The sequence below is a fragment of the Candidatus Acidiferrales bacterium genome, from assembly GCA_036514995.1.
Lineage (GTDB): Bacteria > Acidobacteriota > Terriglobia > Acidiferrales > DATBWB01 > DATBWB01.
Genome location: DATBWB010000126.1, coordinates 1 through 19239, shown reverse-complemented (window position 1 = coordinate 19239; position 19239 = coordinate 1). Strand labels below are relative to the sequence as shown.

The 19239-nt window shown below is 60.5% G+C and carries 20 protein-coding genes and 2 tRNA genes; 9 read left to right on the top strand and 13 right to left on the bottom strand.

Features of this window, described 5'->3' with window-relative positions; genetic code table 11:
* Positions 1 to 27: 27 nt before the first annotated feature.
* From VIH17_08940 to VIH17_08925, 4 genes are all read left to right on the top strand, one after another.
* Positions 28 to 102: transfer RNA gene (locus tag VIH17_08940), tRNA-Lys, on the top strand.
* A gap of 208 nt (positions 103 to 310) precedes the next feature.
* Positions 311 to 2152, top strand: a complete 1842-nt coding sequence (locus VIH17_08935; GenBank protein ID HEY4683359.1) for a HAMP domain-containing sensor histidine kinase — start codon at positions 311 to 313, stop codon at positions 2150 to 2152.
* Between the two features lie 148 nt (positions 2153 to 2300).
* Complete coding sequence (locus VIH17_08930; protein HEY4683358.1) at positions 2301 to 3161, top strand: PilZ domain-containing protein; 861 nt, start codon at positions 2301 to 2303, stop codon at positions 3159 to 3161.
* Between the two features lie 96 nt (positions 3162 to 3257).
* Positions 3258 to 3599 (top strand): hypothetical protein, encoded by a 342-nt coding sequence (locus VIH17_08925; GenBank protein ID HEY4683357.1) that lies wholly within the window; start codon positions 3258 to 3260, stop codon positions 3597 to 3599.
* Positions 3600 to 3809: 210 nt separating this feature from the next.
* Here VIH17_08925 and VIH17_08920 read toward each other — a convergent pair whose 3' ends face one another.
* The gene (locus VIH17_08920; GenBank protein ID HEY4683356.1) at positions 3810 to 4175 is read right to left on the bottom strand and encodes an HPF/RaiA family ribosome-associated protein; all 366 of its coding nucleotides are present in this window, start codon (positions 4173 to 4175) and stop codon (positions 3810 to 3812) included.
* A gap of 207 nt (positions 4176 to 4382) precedes the next feature.
* Here VIH17_08920 and VIH17_08915 point away from each other — a divergent pair, with 207 nt between their 5' ends.
* Together VIH17_08915 and VIH17_08910 are read left to right on the top strand one after the other, a co-directional pair.
* Positions 4383 to 5300, top strand: a complete 918-nt coding sequence (locus VIH17_08915) for a DUF72 domain-containing protein (GenBank protein ID HEY4683355.1) — start codon at positions 4383 to 4385, stop codon at positions 5298 to 5300.
* 166 nt (positions 5301 to 5466) lie between these two features.
* On the top strand, positions 5467 to 5727 hold the full coding sequence (locus VIH17_08910) for a hypothetical protein (protein ID HEY4683354.1): 261 nt from the start codon (positions 5467 to 5469) through the stop codon (positions 5725 to 5727).
* Here VIH17_08910 and VIH17_08905 read toward each other — a convergent pair.
* Both VIH17_08905 and VIH17_08900 read right to left on the bottom strand, forming a co-directional pair.
* Positions 5706 to 5784: transfer RNA gene (locus tag VIH17_08905), tRNA-Glu, on the bottom strand. The two genes, VIH17_08910 and VIH17_08905, sit on opposite strands and share 22 nt — an antisense overlap.
* A gap of 125 nt (positions 5785 to 5909) precedes the next feature.
* Positions 5910 to 6245 carry a PilZ domain-containing protein gene (locus tag VIH17_08900; protein ID HEY4683353.1) on the bottom strand — a complete coding sequence of 112 codons (336 nt, stop codon included), beginning with the start codon at positions 6243 to 6245 and terminating at the stop codon, positions 5910 to 5912.
* Positions 6246 to 7054: 809 nt separating this feature from the next.
* On the opposite strand from VIH17_08900, the gene VIH17_08895 reads away from it, so the two are divergent.
* The 3 genes from VIH17_08895 to VIH17_08885 all read left to right on the top strand — a co-directional run bounded on the left by VIH17_08895 (position 7055) and on the right by VIH17_08885 (position 8925).
* Positions 7055 to 7747, top strand: coding sequence for a hypothetical protein (locus VIH17_08895; protein HEY4683352.1), 693 nt, complete (start codon positions 7055 to 7057; stop codon positions 7745 to 7747).
* Positions 7744 to 8178 carry a hypothetical protein gene (locus VIH17_08890; GenBank protein ID HEY4683351.1) on the top strand — a complete coding sequence of 145 codons (435 nt, stop codon included), beginning with the start codon at positions 7744 to 7746 and terminating at the stop codon, positions 8176 to 8178. Before VIH17_08895 ends, VIH17_08890 begins: the two co-directional genes overlap by 4 nt.
* A 369-nt stretch (positions 8179 to 8547) precedes the next feature.
* Complete coding sequence (locus VIH17_08885; protein ID HEY4683350.1) at positions 8548 to 8925, top strand: PilZ domain-containing protein; 378 nt, start codon at positions 8548 to 8550, stop codon at positions 8923 to 8925.
* A gap of 14 nt (positions 8926 to 8939) precedes the next feature.
* Here VIH17_08885 and VIH17_08880 read toward each other — a convergent pair whose 3' ends face one another.
* The 10 genes from VIH17_08880 to VIH17_08835 form a co-directional block, all read right to left on the bottom strand.
* Positions 8940 to 10040, bottom strand: coding sequence for a hypothetical protein (locus tag VIH17_08880; GenBank protein ID HEY4683349.1), 1101 nt, complete (start codon positions 10038 to 10040; stop codon positions 8940 to 8942).
* Positions 10041 to 10189: 149 nt separating this feature from the next.
* Positions 10190 to 11596: a hydroxysqualene dehydroxylase HpnE gene (hpnE, locus tag VIH17_08875; GenBank protein ID HEY4683348.1), complete on the bottom strand. Its 1407-nt coding sequence runs from the start codon at positions 11594 to 11596 to the stop codon at positions 10190 to 10192.
* Entirely contained in the window at positions 11523 to 12473 is a 951-nt protein-coding gene (locus tag VIH17_08870; GenBank protein ID HEY4683347.1) for a phytoene/squalene synthase family protein, read from the bottom strand. Before VIH17_08870 ends, hpnE begins: the two co-directional genes overlap by 74 nt.
* Positions 12470 to 13483 carry a squalene synthase HpnC gene (gene hpnC, locus VIH17_08865; GenBank protein HEY4683346.1) on the bottom strand — a complete coding sequence of 338 codons (1014 nt, stop codon included), beginning with the start codon at positions 13481 to 13483 and terminating at the stop codon, positions 12470 to 12472. The genes VIH17_08870 and hpnC overlap by 4 nt, the downstream gene beginning before the upstream one ends.
* Positions 13484 to 13521: 38 nt before the next feature.
* Positions 13522 to 14553 (bottom strand): alcohol dehydrogenase catalytic domain-containing protein, encoded by a 1032-nt coding sequence (locus tag VIH17_08860; GenBank protein HEY4683345.1) that lies wholly within the window; start codon positions 14551 to 14553, stop codon positions 13522 to 13524.
* Positions 14554 to 14579: 26 nt separating this feature from the next.
* Positions 14580 to 15713, bottom strand: coding sequence for a zinc-dependent dehydrogenase (locus VIH17_08855; protein ID HEY4683344.1), 1134 nt, complete (start codon positions 15711 to 15713; stop codon positions 14580 to 14582).
* Positions 15710 to 16504: a hypothetical protein gene (locus VIH17_08850; protein ID HEY4683343.1), complete on the bottom strand. Its 795-nt coding sequence runs from the start codon at positions 16502 to 16504 to the stop codon at positions 15710 to 15712. Before VIH17_08850 ends, VIH17_08855 begins: the two co-directional genes overlap by 4 nt.
* 1 nt (position 16505) lies before the next feature.
* Positions 16506 to 17528: a hopanoid-associated sugar epimerase gene (gene hpnA, locus VIH17_08845; GenBank protein ID HEY4683342.1), complete on the bottom strand. Its 1023-nt coding sequence runs from the start codon at positions 17526 to 17528 to the stop codon at positions 16506 to 16508.
* Between the two features lie 21 nt (positions 17529 to 17549).
* Positions 17550 to 18554 (bottom strand): adenosyl-hopene transferase HpnH, encoded by a 1005-nt coding sequence (gene hpnH, locus VIH17_08840; GenBank protein ID HEY4683341.1) that lies wholly within the window; start codon positions 18552 to 18554, stop codon positions 17550 to 17552.
* Between the two features lie 8 nt (positions 18555 to 18562).
* On the bottom strand, positions 18563 to 19239 hold a 677-nt coding region (locus VIH17_08835; protein ID HEY4683340.1), incomplete at its 5' end, for a prenyltransferase/squalene oxidase repeat-containing protein.

Sequence of the window (19239 nt, the reverse complement as noted above, 5' to 3'; positions counted from 1 at the left end):
CTCTCGACACTAGAATGAATCTCCGGTGGGCCGCTAGCTCAACGGCAGAGCATCGCCCTTTTAAGGCGAGGGTTCCGCGTTCGAATCGCGGGCGGCTCACCAGGCACTGCACGCAGGACGTCCTCCCGATTTTCTCCCCCCGTCTCGCTAAAGCTCGATAACCGCGGCGGATGCTTGCCCACGGAACTGGGAGATTCAGGAATTTGTCGGCGGTCAAACATCCAAGGTACCTAAGTACTATGGTCTTGCAGGGAAACGAACGACAAAATGGTCAGACGTCTAGATTTTGCCCAGTCTCGCGCGGAGATTTATGGCGGGAGCGGACCTGGAAATTGCGGAACTGGAATCAAGTTCGCCCCGACCTTCCGGGCCTGTTCGGGTTCCTTTCCGGCGGCCTCTGCTCGTAGCTGCGCTGTTCTCGTTGGTTTACCTCCTTGCCTATTCCAGCTTGTCAGTCGTGCTTGACCACAACCAGCCGCTTCTCGCCAAGGTGGCCAACCCGCTGGAATTGATTCCGCCCCTATTTGCCGCCGTCTTTCTCGAAAGAAATGCGCGCGGCAAGAATTCCCGCGAACGCTGGTTTTGGTATTTGCTGGCGCTCGGGACCGCCCAATGGTTCGTTGGGCAACTCCTCTGGGTTTACTTTGAAGTCTTTCTCGGGCAGCCCGTGCCGGACATCTTCTTCTTCGGCGACATAGTTTTTTTCTTGCGCATCGTTCCCTTTCTTGCCGCGGCCGGCCTGCGCCCCGACCGCCAGCGGCTTCCCCACGGCTACCGGCCAACGTATCTGGATTTCACCTTCCTTGTCCTGTGGTGGATCTTCCTCTATTCCTTCATGGTCCTACCCTGGCAATTCATCCAGCCCGACCCGGTGAGCTATTCCCGGAGCTATAACCGCCTCTGGTTTGTCGAAAATTTGATCTGGCTTGGAGCACTGGCCTATCTGCTGATCCGGGCGGAGAGCCACCGCTGGCGAAACGTTTATATCGGCCTGGCTCTCTGCCACGGCCTTTACTACGCAGGCTCGCACGCCGCCAATCTGGCCATCCAGAACCAGACCTACTACACCGGAAGCTTCTACGACCTGCCTCTTCTGGGATCCTTTCTGATGCTGGGCTGCCTGGGTGTGTATTTCCGCCGCCAGCCGGCACCTGACCTCAAGCCAGACACCGAGGAAGATGTCGCCAGCTCAGCTTTGCCCAGCGCCCTCGCTTTGCTTGCCATCTTGTCGATACCGTTCATTGCCATCCTGGGCGAGTTTGTGGCCGAAGCTCCGCCGCCAGTGGAGGAATTCCGTCATCTTGTGACACTAATTTTCCTCATACCGACCGTGGCGCTTTTCTTTCTGCGGCAGCGATACGTGCAGAAGGAACAGCTCCGGTTGACCGAGAAACTCCAGCAAAACTACCGCCAGCTTCAGCACTTGCACCGCCAGTTGGTGCAGTCGGAGAAAATGAGGTCGCTGGGCCGGTTGGTGGCCGGCGCGGCTCACGAAATCAACAACCCGCTTACCGCCATCCTGGGCTACACCGATGTTTTGCTGGCCACCGAGCCTCTCTCTGCCGCTCAGCGGGAACTCGTCGGGAAGCTCCAAGCGCAAGGGCGGCGAACCAAAACCCTGGTCCAGCACCTTTTGAGCTTTTCCCGCCAGTCGAAGGCGGTGACGCGGGAGGTCAATGTTCACGACCTCCTGGAACAAGCCATTCTGCTAAATGAGTACGAATTACGCGCCGGCCGGGTCCGGCTGCATCCGGTCTTTTCCGATTTGCCCGGCATCGTGCGAGGCGATCCGCAACAGCTCCTCCAGGTTTTCGTGAATGTTATTCGCAACGCCGCCGACTCAATCCGCCAGAGCGGCCAACCCGGAACGCTTCGCATTAGCCACCGCTGCCTGACTGATCGAGTCCGCATCGAGTTCACTGACACGGGCGTTGGCGTGCGCGAGCCGGAACACGTTTTTGATCCCTTTTACACCACCAAAGCAGTGGGCCAGGGCGCCGGTCTCGGCCTCAGCATCTGCTACGGGATTCTCCAGCAACATCAGGGAAGCATCTCGTGCTGCAATAATCCGGGCCGGGGAGTTACTTTCACGATCGAGCTGCCACTCGTAAAAATTCCCCTGCCGGAACCTTCGTTGAGCCCGAGGACCTAGAGATGGAGGCGGCAGTGACTCGTCGTTCGTCCAAGTTGGTTGCCGCGGCTACCGTCGCCCAATAAAGCTGCGTCACCATGACTAGAAACCTTCGAGCGGCTATCGAGGCAGTAGCCGGCTCCGCTTGCCCTGTCGAGATGCTGTGGTTATGAAGAATACGCCACGCGAAAACTCGTTGATCCCGGAACCTGAAGGCAGCCCGGCGGCCCACTCCCTGCCCATCCGGGTGTTCGGCATTGATAGCAACGGTCGAGACTTCAGTGAAGAGACGGAGACGATGAGCGTGGACCGGCACGGCGCCTGTTTTCGCTTGCGCAACCCGGTCATCGTCGGCGATGTGGTCTGCGTCCGAAATCTGCGTTCCCACCAGGAAGCTCAATTCCGCGTGGCAGGCTGTTTGGGAAGCAGGGGCGATTCGCCTGACACCCGCGCCTGGGCGGTCGAGCCGGTGGATGCGCCTCCTTCCTTCTGGGGAATTGCTTTTCCAGCGGCGAGCGGGGCCGGCCAGGGCGCCAATCAGCAGGGCATGCAGTGCTGCGCTTGCTGCCAAGGGGAGATGGTGGAGACGACTCCCTGGCATCGAGAAATCCTGCGATCATCCGGACATATTCTGCGTGCCTGCTCGCGCTGCCACCAGGAGACGCTTTGGAAGCCGGCGGCCATCAAGACGTGCGGCGGCGCGGGTGATGGCGTCGGTGGCGCTGAGGAAGCGCCCAGGGGGGAAAGGCGGAAGCGCAAGCGAGCGGCCGTGCGCGTCAAAGTGCGCGTCCGGCTCCCTTACTCAGCCCACCCGGAGGTCACCTTCTCTCGAAATCTTTCGCCCGACGGCCTCGCCATCATCAGCGCGCGCGACTATCCGGTGGGGACGGAACTGCGCATCATCGCACCTTTCCTGCAGGATGATTTTCATGCCGAGGTGCCTGCCAGGGTGGTGCACCAGTCGCTTGTTGCGGGAACCCCGAGTAAGTTGTATGGCATTCGTTTCCTTAAGCCTTTGCGGAAGCCTTAGCCGCCCTTTTCCCCGGCCTTGTACTGCTTGCTCATGAAACTTTCGTACTATTGACGCTTTAACAGGTGGTCTGGAATATGAACGAGAGGTGTTCCTGTGAGCGGACGCACCCTGACTGCCTCCCGCAAGACCACTCGTCGCAGCAAACGGATCGGCCTTCGCATTCCTGTCCATGTTCGCGGTCGCACCCTGGAGGGACTTCCCTTTAAGGAAGATACCTTCGTGACGCAGATCAGCAAGCACGGGGCGAGGGTCCTCAGCTACAATACGGTCGCGGCCCAGGAGGAGTTGGAACTGGAGAACCGCTTGCGCCAACCTTTGCGCGCTCGTTTTCGCGTGGTCTGGATCGGCCCGGTCAAACCGGATGGCTCGAAGGAGCTGGGACTTAGCTACGTAGGCGTTCCTGTCCCCAGCGTGTTTGGCCTCTATTTCCCTTGATGCACTCCCGCCCACCTTGCCGATCACAGGCAACCAGACCCATTCTGAAACGACAGAAGACAGTCGTGTTCCTGCTTGTGCCACAGGCATCGGCGGTATCTTTTTGGTCGCCGCGACGCCGCCGTAGCGTGGTGTCAGGGGCGATGGCTTCTCGAGAAGAAAAGGGCCGCGGATTTGCGGGAGCTCTACTGTTGGAAACGTCGAAAATCGTCAGACTTCTTCGTCAGCCAAGCTTGCCGGGCCACCGCGGGCTCGCTTGCGCTTCCACTGGTAATCGTGCCGTAGCTTGCCGATGTGCTTGCCGAGCTGGCTGCGCAATTCCTCAAAAGCTCGCCGCGTGCTCACCCGGGTGTCGCTTCCCTCCCCGGTGGCATGCAGCCGGGCTGTCGGCAGCGCCAGGTTCAACGAGATGTAGTATTCCTCCTTGTGCGGGTTCTTTTCGAGTGTGGCATGCAGTTGCACCAAATCGGGTTGGTAGCTGGAAAGAAAGCGTTCCAGCTTCTTGATGTTCTTCACGAACTGCTCTTCCAAATTCCCATTCTTGACAAGATTCTTGTAGCTCAAAGCAATCTTCATCGGTGCACCTGAGGGTTAAAAGTGGGAAAGAGGGTTGCCCGGGTGGAATAGAACCTGACAGCACGCTGTCAGCTTAGCGCCATGCTATCCGCTTTTCAAGCCCGTACACTCCGGGCGGCTAGCGTGAGGTGCCTGAGCCGCTACTGGCCGTCTTGACGGCGACCACGGAATAGCGGTAGGCTAGCGTGGGCGAACAAAAAGCGAACAATGGCGATGTCCCAGGTGATGCGCGTTGGCCCGGCGGGCTGGTCCTATCAAGACTGGAGTGGGATCGTCTATCCGCTGCGCCGTGGCCGCGGATTTCACGAGGCGGCTTACCTTGCCGACTATTTTGACACCATCGAAATCAACACCTCGTTTTATCAGCCCGTTCGCCCCGAACTGGGCAAGCTCTGGGTGCGCAAGGTGGAGCATAACCCCCGCTTTCTTTTCACCGCCAAGCTGTGGCACCGCTTTACGCACGAGCGGCAAACCTCGGCCGAGGACGAGCTGGCCGCCCGCGAAGGCTTTGACGCCCTGATGGCCGAAGGCAAACTGGGCGCTGTCCTGATGCAGTTTCCCTGGTCGTTCAAGTACGATCCTGACAACCGCCATTACCTCATCGGCCTGATTCTCCGTTTCCGCGCTTACCCGCTCGTCGTCGAAGTGCGACACGGCTCGTGGAATCAGCCGGAAGTCTATGAGCTGCTGCGCGAATGGAACGTCGGTTTCTGCAACATCGACCAGCCGGTGATTGGCCGCTCGCTCAAGCCTTCCGCCGCCGCAACTTCTCCCGTCGGTTACATTCGCCTTCATGGCCGCAACTACGATTCCTGGTTCAGCGAGGACGCCAAGCGGCAGCCGGACGAGCGGTACAACTACCTCTATTCGGCGGCGGAACTACAACCCTGGGCGGCCCGCACGCGCAACGTTTCCGACCAAACCGAAAGCACCTTCGTCATCACCAACAACCACTACCAGGGGAAGGCCATCGCCAATGCGCTCCAATTGGTCCACCTTCTCACCGGGAAGCCCGTGCGTGTCCCGCCGGAGATGATTTCGCGCTACCCGGAACTGGAATCCATCGCCACTCCCGACTCGGTTGCGCCGGGTCTGTTCTCTGCCCCAAAGAACCAAGCAACCTAGGCCCGCACCGAGAAAGTTCATCGGCGATCTTGTGGAGGGATGGAGCGCGGCCAGCAGGATTCCGAGAACTTTTCCACTTATATGTTCAACACAACGGCCCGGTCCAGGCGGTCACATGCCTTGACATTCTTATGGCCGCGCATGTTTCATATGGGCAGGCAAAGAGATGCCATCCAGTCAGCCGCCCGGCCGCGACTCGGAAGGTCCGCAGCTCTACCGCCCCGCCACAGATCGCGGCAGCCGCCTGCCTTCCTTGCGCGCGATCATCATCATCTTGCTCATTTTTCTTCTCGGGCTCGTGCTATTTCTCCGTTCCTCGCGCCGGTCAAAGCTGCCGGCGGGCGAACAAACCTCTGTGGGAGTGTTATCCGCGGCGCTGCCCCGAGATTGTCCTGTTAATGAGCTTGGCGTCCCCGGCGGGATTTGAACCGCGCGTTTTTCCGCAGAGAGCGGAACGTCCTCGGCCAAGCTAGACGACGGGGACGGTGCCGGAAGATAGAAGCTCGAGGCCAAAGGCCGGGAGCTTGAGAAAACAAATTGGAAACTGGAAACAAGAAAAAAGCAAGCGAGATTCGAGGCCGGCAGAGGCCGCGAATCTTTCGGAGCCGGCTACGCCAGCCTTGCTTGCTTCTGGCGCAGGGCTTCGGCCAGAAAACTCTTCAGAGAATCGGCGGCCGCGCCATCCATCCTTATAAATTCCAGCCCCGCCACCGCCTTGTGCGGAACGCTGCGAACCGTGGCTGTCGCCCGAAGCTTCATTTTCCGGGGCATCAAAACGATTTCGATGTTTTCACCCGGAGTCAGCGAGTGGAGCGTGTCCAACAACAGGCCGCGAAGGCTCACGATGCGCGCCCGGTCAATCGCCGTCCGCCGGCCCTGACGCCACATCACCGGAATTGGTTCCATCAAGCGATAGCGAGGATACCGACGCAGTACCTTGTGCATGGGCTGATCATCCTTGGGGCTGGGCAGGTCTGCTTGCCCCGCTACCAGATGCTGCGGGGTCCGCGGCGGCGGGCGCTCGATTTGCCCGCCGGAAGCACCGGTGCACATAGCTTAGCAGAATCTTGTCCGCAGGAGAATACTGCACTCCGGGATTGGCAACCACGGCTGGCAGGGCAAGATTTGACGATTGTGGCGGAGCGGACCGCAGACTGCGACCCGATGACAACCCCGGGCCAACGAAGATCCTGGCATCCGAACAGCGAGAAATGGGCGAGAGCGGTTTTGCGGGAGCGTTGCCGCCCGGCGGGAAGATTTCCTCTCTTTTGACCGCTGGTACCTTTGTACCGGGAAACGCCAGCCGGAAGTACCATTGACCAGAAATAGTTCGGCGCCTAGGCTGCCCCTGACAACTCGGGGTGCGTGTCCAAGGGTAGGTTTACTCTTACGACACAATACCGGGGTGTCGAGGTGTGCCGAAAACGCCTCGATGCGCTAAGATTCCTGGGCCAAGCAATCCCTTTCTGGGAGGTCCGGGATGCAGAAGCGCATTCAGGTTGTCTTCGCCATCTCATTGCTGATCCTGTGCGGTGCGTTTGGGCTCAAAGGGCTTGTCGCAGGAGGACATAGCGACCAGCCGGTGGTAGTGGCCCACGGTGGGGCGCCGATCCCACCTATACCGTTCCATGGTGGGGCGCCGATCCCGCCGATTCCGTTCCACGGTGGGGCGCCGATCCCGCCGATTCCGTTCTAGGGACAGTGGGCTTCTAACCAGTCTTCATAATGCCCTGCGCGCTGCCTTGAGAGCGGCGATGTGGGGCATTTACGATTATCTAATCTGGGCGTTGAGCGTTGGTCTCGTCGGATACGTGTTGTTTCGTATCATGGCGGGGAGAGCCTTCACCCGCTATCTGGCGCTTAGCACATACCTCCTGGCCACGCTCTCTTTCACCGTCACCGCAGCCCTCATATATCTTCTTTACGGCTTCCGCTCCCTGGAGTACCGCTATTTTTACTTTTTTGGCGACGCCGTCTTGTCTCTGTTGCTCTATCTGGTTCTTGCGGGACTTTTTGAACGCATCTTCAGCGAGCTGGGGTTCAGCCGTTACGTGCGGTGGGTGGCTCTGCTCGTTCTTGCGGGCACGGTTGGGGTCTCCTACTCGATCGTTCACTCGGCCGGCGACCGCATTTTGGGCAAATTCGTGGTGGAACTCCAGCAAAACCTATACTTCCTCGGTGTCGTTCTCTGCACGTTGCTATGGTTTTCCATGCGCAAGCTGAACAACATGCCGATGCGATTGATGCAAATCACGCTGGGTTTGGGAATGTTTCTTGGGGCGCACGCGGCTCTTTACGCCTTCCACAACATGTTCCCGAGCCTTGCCTTTTGGCGCTACATTCCGCCGGCCAGTTACGTACTTTTCCTGGTCGTCCTGGCACACACCTTCACCACGGTGCCGGAGACGGCCCGGGTAGAGACAAGGTTGGTGACGCAACTCCAATGATGCTTGCCGCTGCTATCTTCATCGTCTCGGTGGTAGTCGCGCTTCAATTCTTCGTTTACTTTTGTCACTCGAGGGTTGTGGGGGCGAGAGAGATTCCAGCGCGCGTTGCCAGCATCGCCGGGCTGGCCAGCCGGCCGGCCGGGCCCCGTCAATGCCGGCAGGGGTACTTCGCCATCTCCTCTCTGTTGCGAATGATCCCAAACAACATCGCGCCCCAGCGGCCGGTGCGCGAGTGGGCGGGAGCGATTTCCGCCTACTTCGCCTTCTTGCGCTTGGGTCATACTCTGTCTGACTCTCTGGGCCTTAGCTCTTTGGGCGGGCCCGTCACCAGTGAGATGGCCCACGCTGTTGCCTACCTGGGTGGCGTTGCCGACCGCCGGATTGAACGGCTCTCGACGGCGCTCGGCCGCGTGGCTGCGCTCGATTTCTAGTGCTTTGCCAACTCCGTTCCCTGGCGAGGGCAAGTCGCCCAGGTGCATCGGCAGAAGCCACGGGGCTGCATGAGGGCACCCCGGCCGCGGAAGCGGCCAGCTTGATTCTGGAAGGACTCCCCGAGGCGGCTGCTTGCCGCAGGCACGCCGGTTAATGGTTTCCTGACAGATCGAAGAAGATCGAGGATTTCCTACTCGACGCTAGAAAGCTTTTCCTGCCCTGGGAATGTGCCGGGCATGCGCGTTTACGCGGCATATTCATGCACGGGAAGAGGTTAACCTATCACAAAAGGGGCCCTGGCCTTGGCACACGTCGTGCTCACCTAGCAGCACCAATCAATACGCCCTCTGTGCCCCGGGAGGTTCACCTTGAAACCCAGTTTCCCTCTTAGGCGGTATCCCCGCGTAGAAGTTCCTGTCGGCATCCCGATACTTTGCGAAGGATTCTCTGTCCGGGAGTGGTACCGCGCGACCAACCTGAGCAAAGGGGGCTTTTTTGCCGTTACCACAAAGCCGCTGGCGCCCGGCACGGTCCTCATGGTTTCCTTCTATGGCCCGCGCAGCCGCCACATCAACACCGTCGCGGTCGTGCGGGACGTGGTCCCCGGCAAGGGCATGGGAATGGAATTCTGCTTCCTGCCGGCGAGCTACCTGGAAACGTTGCACTCCTGGATCACATCCCCGGAAGGCGGGCCCAAAGAACGCTCCGGTACAGCTCCGTCAGAAGCCGTTTCGGCTCAAAAATAGACAATGGCCAAAGCTTACGCCGCCTCACCGCAGCTCACGCTCAGCACCGGCGGGAGGCAATCGAGCAGCAGTTCCCAATGCTCTCCGCGGTCACGGCTCAAGAAGACCTGTCCTCCCTGGGTTCCAAAGTAAACCCCGCACGGCTCGCAGGAATCCGAGGCCATGGCATCGCGGAGCACGTTTGCGTAAGCGTGCTTCTGCGGCAGGCCGCGGGACAAGGGCTGCCAGCTTTTCCCGCCATTCCTCGTCCGATAGACACGCAGTTTCCCATCCACCGTACAACGAAAATCAGGCCCTTCCTCCGGCAAGACATACATCACCTGAGGATCGTGGGGGTCGAGCGCCATCGCAAATCCGAATCGCGACGGCAGGCCGCGGCTGATGTCCGTCCAGCGGTCGCCGGCGGAATCCGAGCGGTACACACCGCAATGATTTTGCTGGTAAAGGAGGTTTGGGCGGGATGGATGGGCAGCGAATTTGTGCACACACTGTCCCACTTCCGGAAATTTGTCGGGCAGAAAGTCGGCGCGCAATCCGCGGTTCATCGGGTTCCAGCTTGCGCCGGCGTCGTCGCTGCGGAAGAAGCCGGCGGCCGAAATGGCCACATAGATGCGCCGCTCGTCGTGTGAGTGCACCGCGATGGTATGGAGAATCAAGCCGCCCCCGCCGGGCGTCCATTTCTCTCGCGAGCTGTGCCGATTCAGCGCGGCCACCTCTGCCCAATGCAATCCCCCGTCGTCGCTTCGGAAAAGACCGGCCGGCTCGACGCCGGCGTAAACGACGCGGGGTTGCGATACCGGCCCGGGGGCAACGCTCCAGACGCGCTTGACGGACAATCCGCTGTCCGGCGCATACCGAACCCCTTCCCGGCTGTGCCGCCAGGTCTTCCCCCAGTTCGTGCTCGAGCGGACGTCACTGCCCCACCAATCGCTGTTTACCGCGCCAAAAATGCGCCGGCCGTGGCGCGGATCCAAGATCATGTTGTGAACCGCCCAGCCTTTGAAAAAGAAGCTGCCCACTTCCCATTTCCTGCGGCGCTTGTCGCTCCATAGGAGGAGTCCACCCTTGCGCGTTCCAATCAGAAGGACAATATTCCCTCGGCGCGGCTGGCTCATCGTCGTTCTCCCTGTTTGGCGGAATTGCTTGTGTCCGGGTAGATTTTATCCCAACCTGGCGATGAGGCATGCAGTGGAATTTTGCGCTTTGCGGCGCGGCCGTCGCCGAACCGTTTGAAGTTCGACGGGCAGAACGCGCGAGGCCCCATCTATTTGACGAGAAGCCTGGCCAGCCCCCTGGCGGGCAGCTCCGGTCGCAGAATGGATGCAGGCTGGCCCTCGCGGTCGAGTATGGCCTCAGCGCACAAAAAGCCGCTGCGCACGGCGCTCTCCATGGTGGCTGGCCAGCCGGTGGCGGTCCAATCCCCGCACACAAAAAGATTACGAACGGGCGTTTGCGGTAGTGGCCGGAGCGCTTCCGTTCCCGGCGTGGGGGCGTAGGTTGCTCGGATTTCCTTGATGACGGTGGCCTTCATCAGCTTAGCCGTGCGTGTCTCCGGAAGAATTTCAGCCAGCTCGCGCAAGGCAAGCTCGATGATTTGGCTGCGCGACATCGGTGCCAGCCGGTGCGAGGCGCTGACGACGCAGAGAAGATAACTGCCCGAGTCGCTTCGGCCATACAGTTTCGATTTATTGAAGATCCACTGAAGCGTGCGATCCAGCACGGTCAGATATGGTTCGTCCATCACCTGGCTATCGAACCACAGATGGATGCCGGTGATCGGCGAAGCCTCCAGCCGATTCCAGCGTTGGAAATATTCGTGGGCCCCGGCGAGGTCTTCCGGCAGCAATTCCAGGATGGCGTCAAAGGGCAGCGCCGAAACAAAGTAGTCTGCTTCAGCAAGCTCACCGTTATCGAGGACCACTTGCCGCACCAACCCATCGGCTACCACGATCCCTTCCACTCCGCGCCGAAGCACAACGCCACCCCCGCGAGCAGCGAACCGGCCTGCGCCGGCGGCGCTGTAAAGTTCGCCCAGGGGGACGACGGGAACGCCGATCTCGAAGCCACGGCGATGAAGGAGGAAAGCCTTGCGGAAAACTTCGGTGCCATGGAGCGCGGAGACGCGGTCCAGCTCCTCATTCAAGGCGCTCACCAGCACCACCTTCCAGAAGCGTTCGATGGCAAGCCGGCTTTGGCCCCGCTCGGCCAGCCAGAAAGCCATCGTCTGCCCTTCCCACCGCCTTCGACTGCCAGCATCGGCTCGCAAGATGGCCATCATCGCGCGAGCGATGCGAAACTTGTCTCCGAGACCAAGGAAGGGAAAGCGGAGAAACGACGGCAGCAGATGGAACGGTTCCGGGAGTGGCGAGGAACGGATGGTTCCCACGCGCCGCTCAGGGCCAGCCAATGCGAGCGTTCGGAAATAACCGATCTTGCTGCCGACGCCGAGCATTTCGTAAAAGGCAACGAGGTTGGTGCAGCAACCGAGGAGGACGTGCTGGCAATTGTCCACCTCCTGCCCCTCAGGAAGCAGGTAGGAGGCGGCCCGGCCGCCGAGGTGGGGCTTTTTCTCGAAGAGGCAGATGGAAAAACCGCGGTCAGCGAGGGCTGTGGCGCAGGCCAACCCCGCCAGCCCGCCGCCCATCACGATCACCGACTTGGTCGAGGCCATGAACAATTCCCAAGCGCCAAAGCCATGCTCGGAGCAAAATGCGCGCCTTCACGCAGCCGGAGAGCCCCGCCCGGCGAGCGAAAACATCGTATCCCTGCTTTTCAATCCGGCCCAGGATGCCGCGATAAATCTCCATCATAGCCCAGAGGGCCGGCCGGCTGTCCGGGTGAATCAGGGTGAGGAGTTCGCGCGAGCGATCATAGTAGGTGCGCGCCCGCTCCACTTCAAATTTCATCAGAGTGAGAAAAGCGGCGTTCACCACGCCGGCCGCCAACTGCTCTGCCGGGTAACCAAAAACCTCCAAATCCTCAAGGGGAAGATAGACGCGGCCGGCGGCGGCATCCTCCTTGAGGTCGCGCAGGATATTGGTCAGTTGAAAGGCCACCCCGCAGCTCTCGGCCAGCTCCCTGGCGCGTGCGGAAGCTTTGGGGTCGCGGAAACCAAAAATGTCGAGGCAAACCAGGCCCACCACCGAAGCCACCCGGTAGCAATAGCGATAGGTATCGGCAAAGGCGGGATAGCGAAATATGCGAAGGTCCATTTCGGCGCCGGCAATGACCTGGTCGAAATAGGCGCGCGGGATGCGATAGCGACTGATCGTGTCGTGAAACGCAGGCAGGATCAAGCTGCCCGCATAGTTCCCGGCCAGCGCCTTGTCCAGCGCCTCGCGCCACCGCGTCAAATCGGCAGCCTTCTCGCTGCCATCCCCCTGGCGGTCGGAAATATCGTCGGTAAAGCGCATGAAGGCATAAATAGCGCAGAGGGCTTGGCGCTTGGCGCGCGGCAACACGAGGAAGGAATAGTAAAAGTTCCGCGCCTTGCTTCGGGCGATTCGCCGGCAATATTGATAGGACCGGCTAAGAAGTTCCTGGCTCACGGGATTGATAGAACCGAAGGATTTGCCGACCGCCGGCTTGCCGCAGGCGTCAGCAGATGCTTGATGAAAACCGCCGCGAAAAGGCGCAGCTTGGCAACCCTGCCGAGCGCCGGGCGGCGGTCGAAGACATCATAGCCATGGCGCTCAATGGCGCGGAGAATTTCCATTCCGCCGCGGCTAAAGAGCTCGACGTCGAGCCGCAGCCGCCTGTCCACCATTTGCGCCAGCGGCAAACCAGCCTCAAACATCCCCCGCGTTCGCTCCACCAGAGTTTTCATCAGGGAAACAAGACGTTCATCGAGACGTCGAGCAAAAATATCCTGTTCGTGCAATCCGTGCCGCTCCAGGTCTTCGATGGGGATGTAGAGCCGATCTTTCTCCAGGTCCCGGGCAACATCCTGCCAGAAGTTAGCCAATTGCAGCGCCGTGCAAGTGGCATCGGACAGCGCCTGGCGCTGGGGATCGTCGTAACCGCAGACGTAGAGCACCAGCCGGCCCACCGGGTTGGCCGAATAGCGACAGTAGCGAAGCAAATCCGGAAAGGTGGGATAGCGTCGCACCAACTGATCTTGCCGGAAGGCAATCAGCAAATCGGCAAAAGGCTCCCTGGGAATGTTCCGCGCCTGCGCCGTCCGCCGCAGCGCCACGAACACCGGATGCCGCGGCCGGCCGTCATAGCACAGGTTCAACTCCTCCTGCCACCAGTCCAGCAGGCGCAAGGCCCGGTCGCGGTCGGGGATTTCGTCGGCCAGATCATCGGCCCAGCGACAGTAGGCATAGAGGTTGTAAAAATGCTGGCGCAGAACGCCGGGCAGCAACCAGGAAACAACCGTGAAATTCTCATAGTGGCTGCGGGCCAGCCGCCGCGTATAATGCTCCGCTTGCTCCAAAGTAACTGGTCCAGCCGGCAGGCCGGCAGCGATTTCCAGCTCGATGGCGTTGCCCATAGGATGGCTTCTCAGGCTGAACTCAGCCGGGCGCGACTCGTCCTGTTCCAACCATCGGATCATACTTGCCGTTGACTGCGTTTCGACAAGTTGGAACGGGACTACGGAATGATTGCCGTCTTCAGTTCACCGTTGCGATTCTTGAGCTGCCGGAACATGCCCGGCAGTTCGGTCAACGGAATCTCCCCGGTCACAAAGTCGGACGCCCGCACTCCCCCGCTGGCGATGACGCCCATGGCTTCACGGATGAAGCGCGGGGTGTGGTGAAAGGTGGACTTGATGGAAATCTCGGAATAGTGGAGCAGCACCGGATCGAATTGCACGGCGCTGCCGGTGGGACAGCCGCCAAAAAGGTTGACGGTTCCGCCCTTGCGCACCATCTCCACCGACCACTGCCAGGTGGCAGAGCTGCCGACCGCTTCAATGACGACATCGGCCCCTCTCCCGCACTCGGTCAACTGCCGCACATATTGCACCGGGTTCGCCACGCGGTTCACGTCAATGGCGGCGGCCGCTCCCAGCCGCTCGGCCGCTTCCATCTGCGTATGGCGCTTGCCCAGGGCAATCACCCTTGCCCGGCGCAGACGGGCCAGCCGGATGAACATCAAGCCGATGGGCCCGCAACCCAGCACGACGACCGTATCCCCCTCACCCACGCCGGTTTCGTCAATTCCCCGAAGCACGCAGGCGAGCGGCTCGACGAGCGCGGCATCCACATAGTCCACTTGTGCCGGAATCTCGAGGGTGTTTTTCTGCAAGATGCGGCCGGGAACGTGAATGAATTCAGCGTAGGCGCCATTGTTGAAAAGAAGATTTTCACAAAGATTTTCGCGGTCCCTGCGGCAGTAGAGACAATCGCTGCAGGGGGCTGAGTTGGCGGGCACCACGCGCATGCCCGGACGAACGCTCACCACATCGCTGCCCACCAACTCCACCACTCCGGCCAGCTCGTGGCCAAAAATGGCGGGTGGCGAGATCATGCGGGCGTGGTGGCCCTGGCGCCAAACCTTCAGGTCGGTCCCGCACAGGAGCGCCACCTTCACGCGCACGAGCGCGTCCTGCGGGCCTACCTCGGGTATGCCCACACGCTCGATCTTCAAGTCCTCTTTGCCGTAAAGCACTGCCGCCGTCATGTGTCCGTTTCGTGTAGTCAGATCGTTCAAGGACGTATCACCACTTTCAGCGAATTTCCCGCCGGCCGGGCAGCGAGTTCCAGGGCCTGCTGGATGTCTTCGAGCTCGAACCGGTGGGTGATCAGTTCTGCGACGGGGATGGCCCGTTTGAAAACCACCTCGGCCGCCTCCGCCTGCAGATCAACGGAGGCGCTGTAACTGCCGAACAAGACTTTTTCCTGCACGCCGATTTCAGCAGGATCAATGCTCAATTTTTCTTTCGCCGAGTTCTGAGCAAAAAGCAAAATGCGGCCACCCGGACGCGCCGCTTGCAAGGCGTGATCCACAATGTTTTCGGCGTGCACCGCCACCAGCACCACATCCGCTCCGCGGTCCTGGGTAAAGCGCCCAAGGATCTTCATCGGTTCTTGCCGGAGCGGGTTAACCGCCACGTCAGCGCCCAGCTCACGCGCTTTCTCAAGACGAAAATCAATCCGGTCGGAAACCATGGCGCGGGCGCCCTCTCGCCGCGCCAGCAGCATCAGCATCAGTCCAATGGGTCCCTGGCCAATCACATAGACCGTCTCCCCCGGCTTGATCCCCACCTTGCGAATTCCCTTGAGACAGGTGTTGACCGGTTCCACCATCGAAGCCTCTTCCATCGTCACGTTCGACGGAACACTCACCATGCCTTTTTGCACGACCCAGGGCATCACCCGGATGTATTGAGCAAAGCCGCCGCCGTTCGGCTCAAAGCCGGCGGTTGTTCCGACCTGCTTGTAGGTGGGGCATTGGGAATACAGTTTCTTTTCACAATAGAAGCAGTGCTCGCATGGAATGTGGTGGAAGGTCATCACCCGGTCGCCGACTTGCCAGCGGGCAACCCGCCGGCCCACCCGCGCCACCCGACCGGCCATCTCATGCCCAAAGATCTGCGGGGGCGGACAAAGGTCGGAATGGATCTTTTTGAGATCAGTGCCGCAAATGCCGCAAGCTTCGATGCGAATCAGGACCTCATCCTCGCCAATTTCAGGGACGGGCACCGTTTCCAGCCGGACGTCGCCCCTGCCGCGATAGACAGCCGCCTTCATCGTCTTTGCCAGGGTCCGGATGGCGGGGGTTGCTTCCCGAATCGCTCGCTCCTCGGTATGGATTCCGGCCGCTTGGCGTTCGAGGTTCAAGTGACCTCCGCAAACAGGTCTTTTTCTGCTCGGCTTGCGATAAAGCGACACTCGCCGAGGCAGGCCGCATAGACAGAGAGATATTCTGCGAGCCTAACGGCGGCGCGGCGCGACTCTCTTTCAAGACGGACCAGAGCGGGCAAGGACCAGGGCCGCCGCGCTACCCGGGCGAGAATCTTGCCGGTCGCCCATCCCCGCTCGGGATCAAACGCAGCGTTGAAATCGAGGGGAAGCTCGCGACGCACCCCGTCGCTGATGCTGCGCACCGCTATCGCCGGAATACCTCGCTCCGCCGCCTCGCTCAGCACGCCCGCGGACTCCATGTCCACCCAGTCGGCGCCGGACTCTCTCGCCAGTTCCAGTTTTTCTTCGATCCTTCCCAGGACTCGTTCGAGGGTGGTCCCGCTTGTCCGCCGCCAGGGCAAACCTGTCCGCTCAGCCAGGCTGAGGAACTCGCTCCTCGCCCGGTGGACAATGGCGCCGCGCCGATCCAGGAGCCGTTCCGCGAGCACAATGTCACCCACACACAGGTCAGGTCGGAGAGCCCCTGCCAGCCCGCAGACCAGCGCCACGTCGGGCCGGAATTGATTGAAAACCCACCTGGTACCCTCCCGAGCAAGTTTTTCTCCCGGCCCAATCACCCCGGCGGCAATCTCGCCGCTCGCCGTCACCGTCCACCAGAGGCGACGCCGATCTGACGTGGCGCGCAAGAGGGCGCGCGATCGCTTCAACCAGGGCCTTGCCTCGCGCTCGAGCGCAAAAAGCAAAGCGACTTTGAGATAATCGGCCATTCTACGCAGCTCTCCGCCATTGCGGGCTGGAGCTGCCCCGCACATATCCGGCATCGCAAAACCATGCGACGGCGCGCGCCAGCGCATCCTCCACCGGCGTGGGGGCGTAGCCCAGTTCTCTCATCGCCTTGCTGCAATCGACAAACATTTTGTATTTCGACATGCGCACGCCATCCAGGGGAATGCGCGGCGGCCTGCGCAGCAACCAACAAGAAAGAAAGTTTTCGGCGTAGCCGGCTGCCATCGCCACGGCGTGCGGCAACCTCACCCGCGGGGCCGGCAGGCCGGTCAGCTTTTCGAGCGCGTCCAGAATCTGTTTCATGGTCAGGTTGCGATGACCGAGAATATAGCGCTCGCCCACCCTGCCTCGATCGGCGGCCAGCAAGTGCCCGGCGGCAACATCCTCGACCGCAACCCAGTTCAGGCCCGTGTCCACGTAGGCGGGCATTCGCCGGTTGAGAAAATCCAGGATCATTTTCCCGGTGGGCGTGGGCTTGATGTCGCCCGGGCCGACGGGGGCCGTCGGATTCACGATGATCACCGGGAGCCCCTTGCGCGCCATGGCGAGCGCTTCCTGCTCGGCGAGAAACTTCGAGCGTTTGTAAGGCCCGATCATGCGAGCAAGGGTGGCAAGGCTCTCCTCGTTGCTGACCTCGCCGTCACGGGGCGGCGCGATGGTGGCCACGCTGCTCGTATAAACAAAGGTTTCCACCCCCTCTTCAAACGCCAACTGGAGCAAATGGCGGGTGCCCATGACATTGGTGCGATACATTTCGTCCGGGTGGCGGGCCCAGAGGCGGTAATCAGCAGCCACGTGAAACACCTTGCGGCAGCCGCGGAGCAGCGCCCGGAGGCTCTCCGGCTCGAGCAAGTCACCCCGCACGGCTTCCACTTCGACACCCTGGAGGTTGGCCAGGGAGCTCCTTTGCCGAACCAGCACACGCACCCGGTCGCCTCGCTCGGCCAGTTGCCTGGCCAAGTGGCTGCCGATGAATCCGGTTGCGCCGGTTACCAGCGTCGTCAAGGTCTGGCCGCCCCAGCGGCACTAGGAGAATTGCCAGGCGATCATCTTGAGAGTATCGCCCAACTTTCGGTTCACGCCCAGCACGGCCGAGGGTTCGTATCCGCAGTGCACCATGCAATTCTCGCAGCGCGGGTCTCGACCATGGCCGTATCTCTCCCAGGGCGTGTTGTGAATCAAATCGGTGAACGTCTTATGATGAGCGTCGGTCATCAGGTAGCACGGGCCTTTCCAGCCCTGGGTGTTGTAGGTCGGGTTGCCCCAGGCGGTGCACTGAAAAGTGCGCTCGCCCTTGAGAAATTCCAGATAGATCGGCGATGTGATCAAACGATATTTTTCAAACAGCCGATCAATGTGACGAAATTTCTGGTGGATATCCTGACGGGTCATGAAAATTTCCTTGGACTGCACCGCCGAATAAGAATATCCGGGTGAGATCATGAAGCCATCGACGCCGAGGCCGGTCAAAAACTCAAAGAGATGCTCGATCTCCGCCATATCCGTTTCCTTGTAAACGGTGGTGTTGGAACAGACAAGGAAGCCCGCCGCCTTGGCTGCCTTGATGCCCTCGATGGCCTGTTGGAAGACGCCCTGGCGCTCGACGCACAGGTCATGCGTCTTTTCGAGTCCGTCCAAATGGACGTTGAAAAAGAAGCGCGAAGTGGGCTTGAACTCATGCAAGCGCTTGGTGATGAACATGCCATTGGTGCAGAGGTAGATGTGCTTCCTGCGCTTCAGGATCTCGCTCACCAGTTCTCCCAGGTGGGGGTAGATCATCGGCTCGCCGCCACAGATGGAGACGATGGGAGCGCCGCACTCTTCGAGCGCCCGGATACACTGCTCGACGGTGAGCATCTCGGTGATGGTTTGCTTGTATTCCCGGATGCGGCCACAGCCGGTGCAAGTCAAGTTGCAGGCATGCAAAGGCTCCAACATCATGACCAGCGGAAAGCGCTCGTGGCCGTTCCGCAATCGCTTGCCAATCAGGTATTTTGCAAACGAAACGCTCAAGCTCAGTGGAAAACGCATTGGTTCCCTCATTTCCCCCGGACCCGGAAATCCTCCGGACGGATGGGCACCGATTCCTCTTCCGGTGCTTTGGCGCCAGCCGAGCCGCCTCGCAGCAGCCGCTCATAATGCGCCAGGGCATAGAGCGGAAAATAGAGCGGGTAATGGTGGTATTTAAGGTAAAAGACCTTAGGAAAACCCGTCCCGGTGAAATAATCTTCCCGCCAGGAACCATCCTGGCGCTGCGTTTCCATCAGGTAGCGAACGCCCCGTTGCACCCCGATGCTCTTGGCATCGCCGGAAGCAAACAAGCCAATCAAAGCCCACGCCGTCTGCGAGGCTGTGCTCGGACCTTTCGCCTTGTGCTCCGGATCTTCGTAGGAGCGACAGGTCTCGCCCCAACCCCCGTCCTCGTTTTGCACCGAACGAAGCCATTGAGCAGCATGCTGGCAATAGGCTTCTTCGGCTTCGCCCACCGCGGCCAGCCCGCGCAACACCTGGCTGGTCCCATAAAGGTAGTTGACCCCCCAGCGGCCGTACCAGGAGCCATCGGCTTCCTGTTCGCTTTTCAGGAATTGGATGGCGCGGCGCACCGCCGGATGTTGGCGGGCGAAGCGGTAGTGGCCGAGCATCTCCAAAACGCGCCCGGTGACATCGGCCGTGCTCGGGTCCAGCATGGCATTGTGATCGGCAAAGGGAACCACGG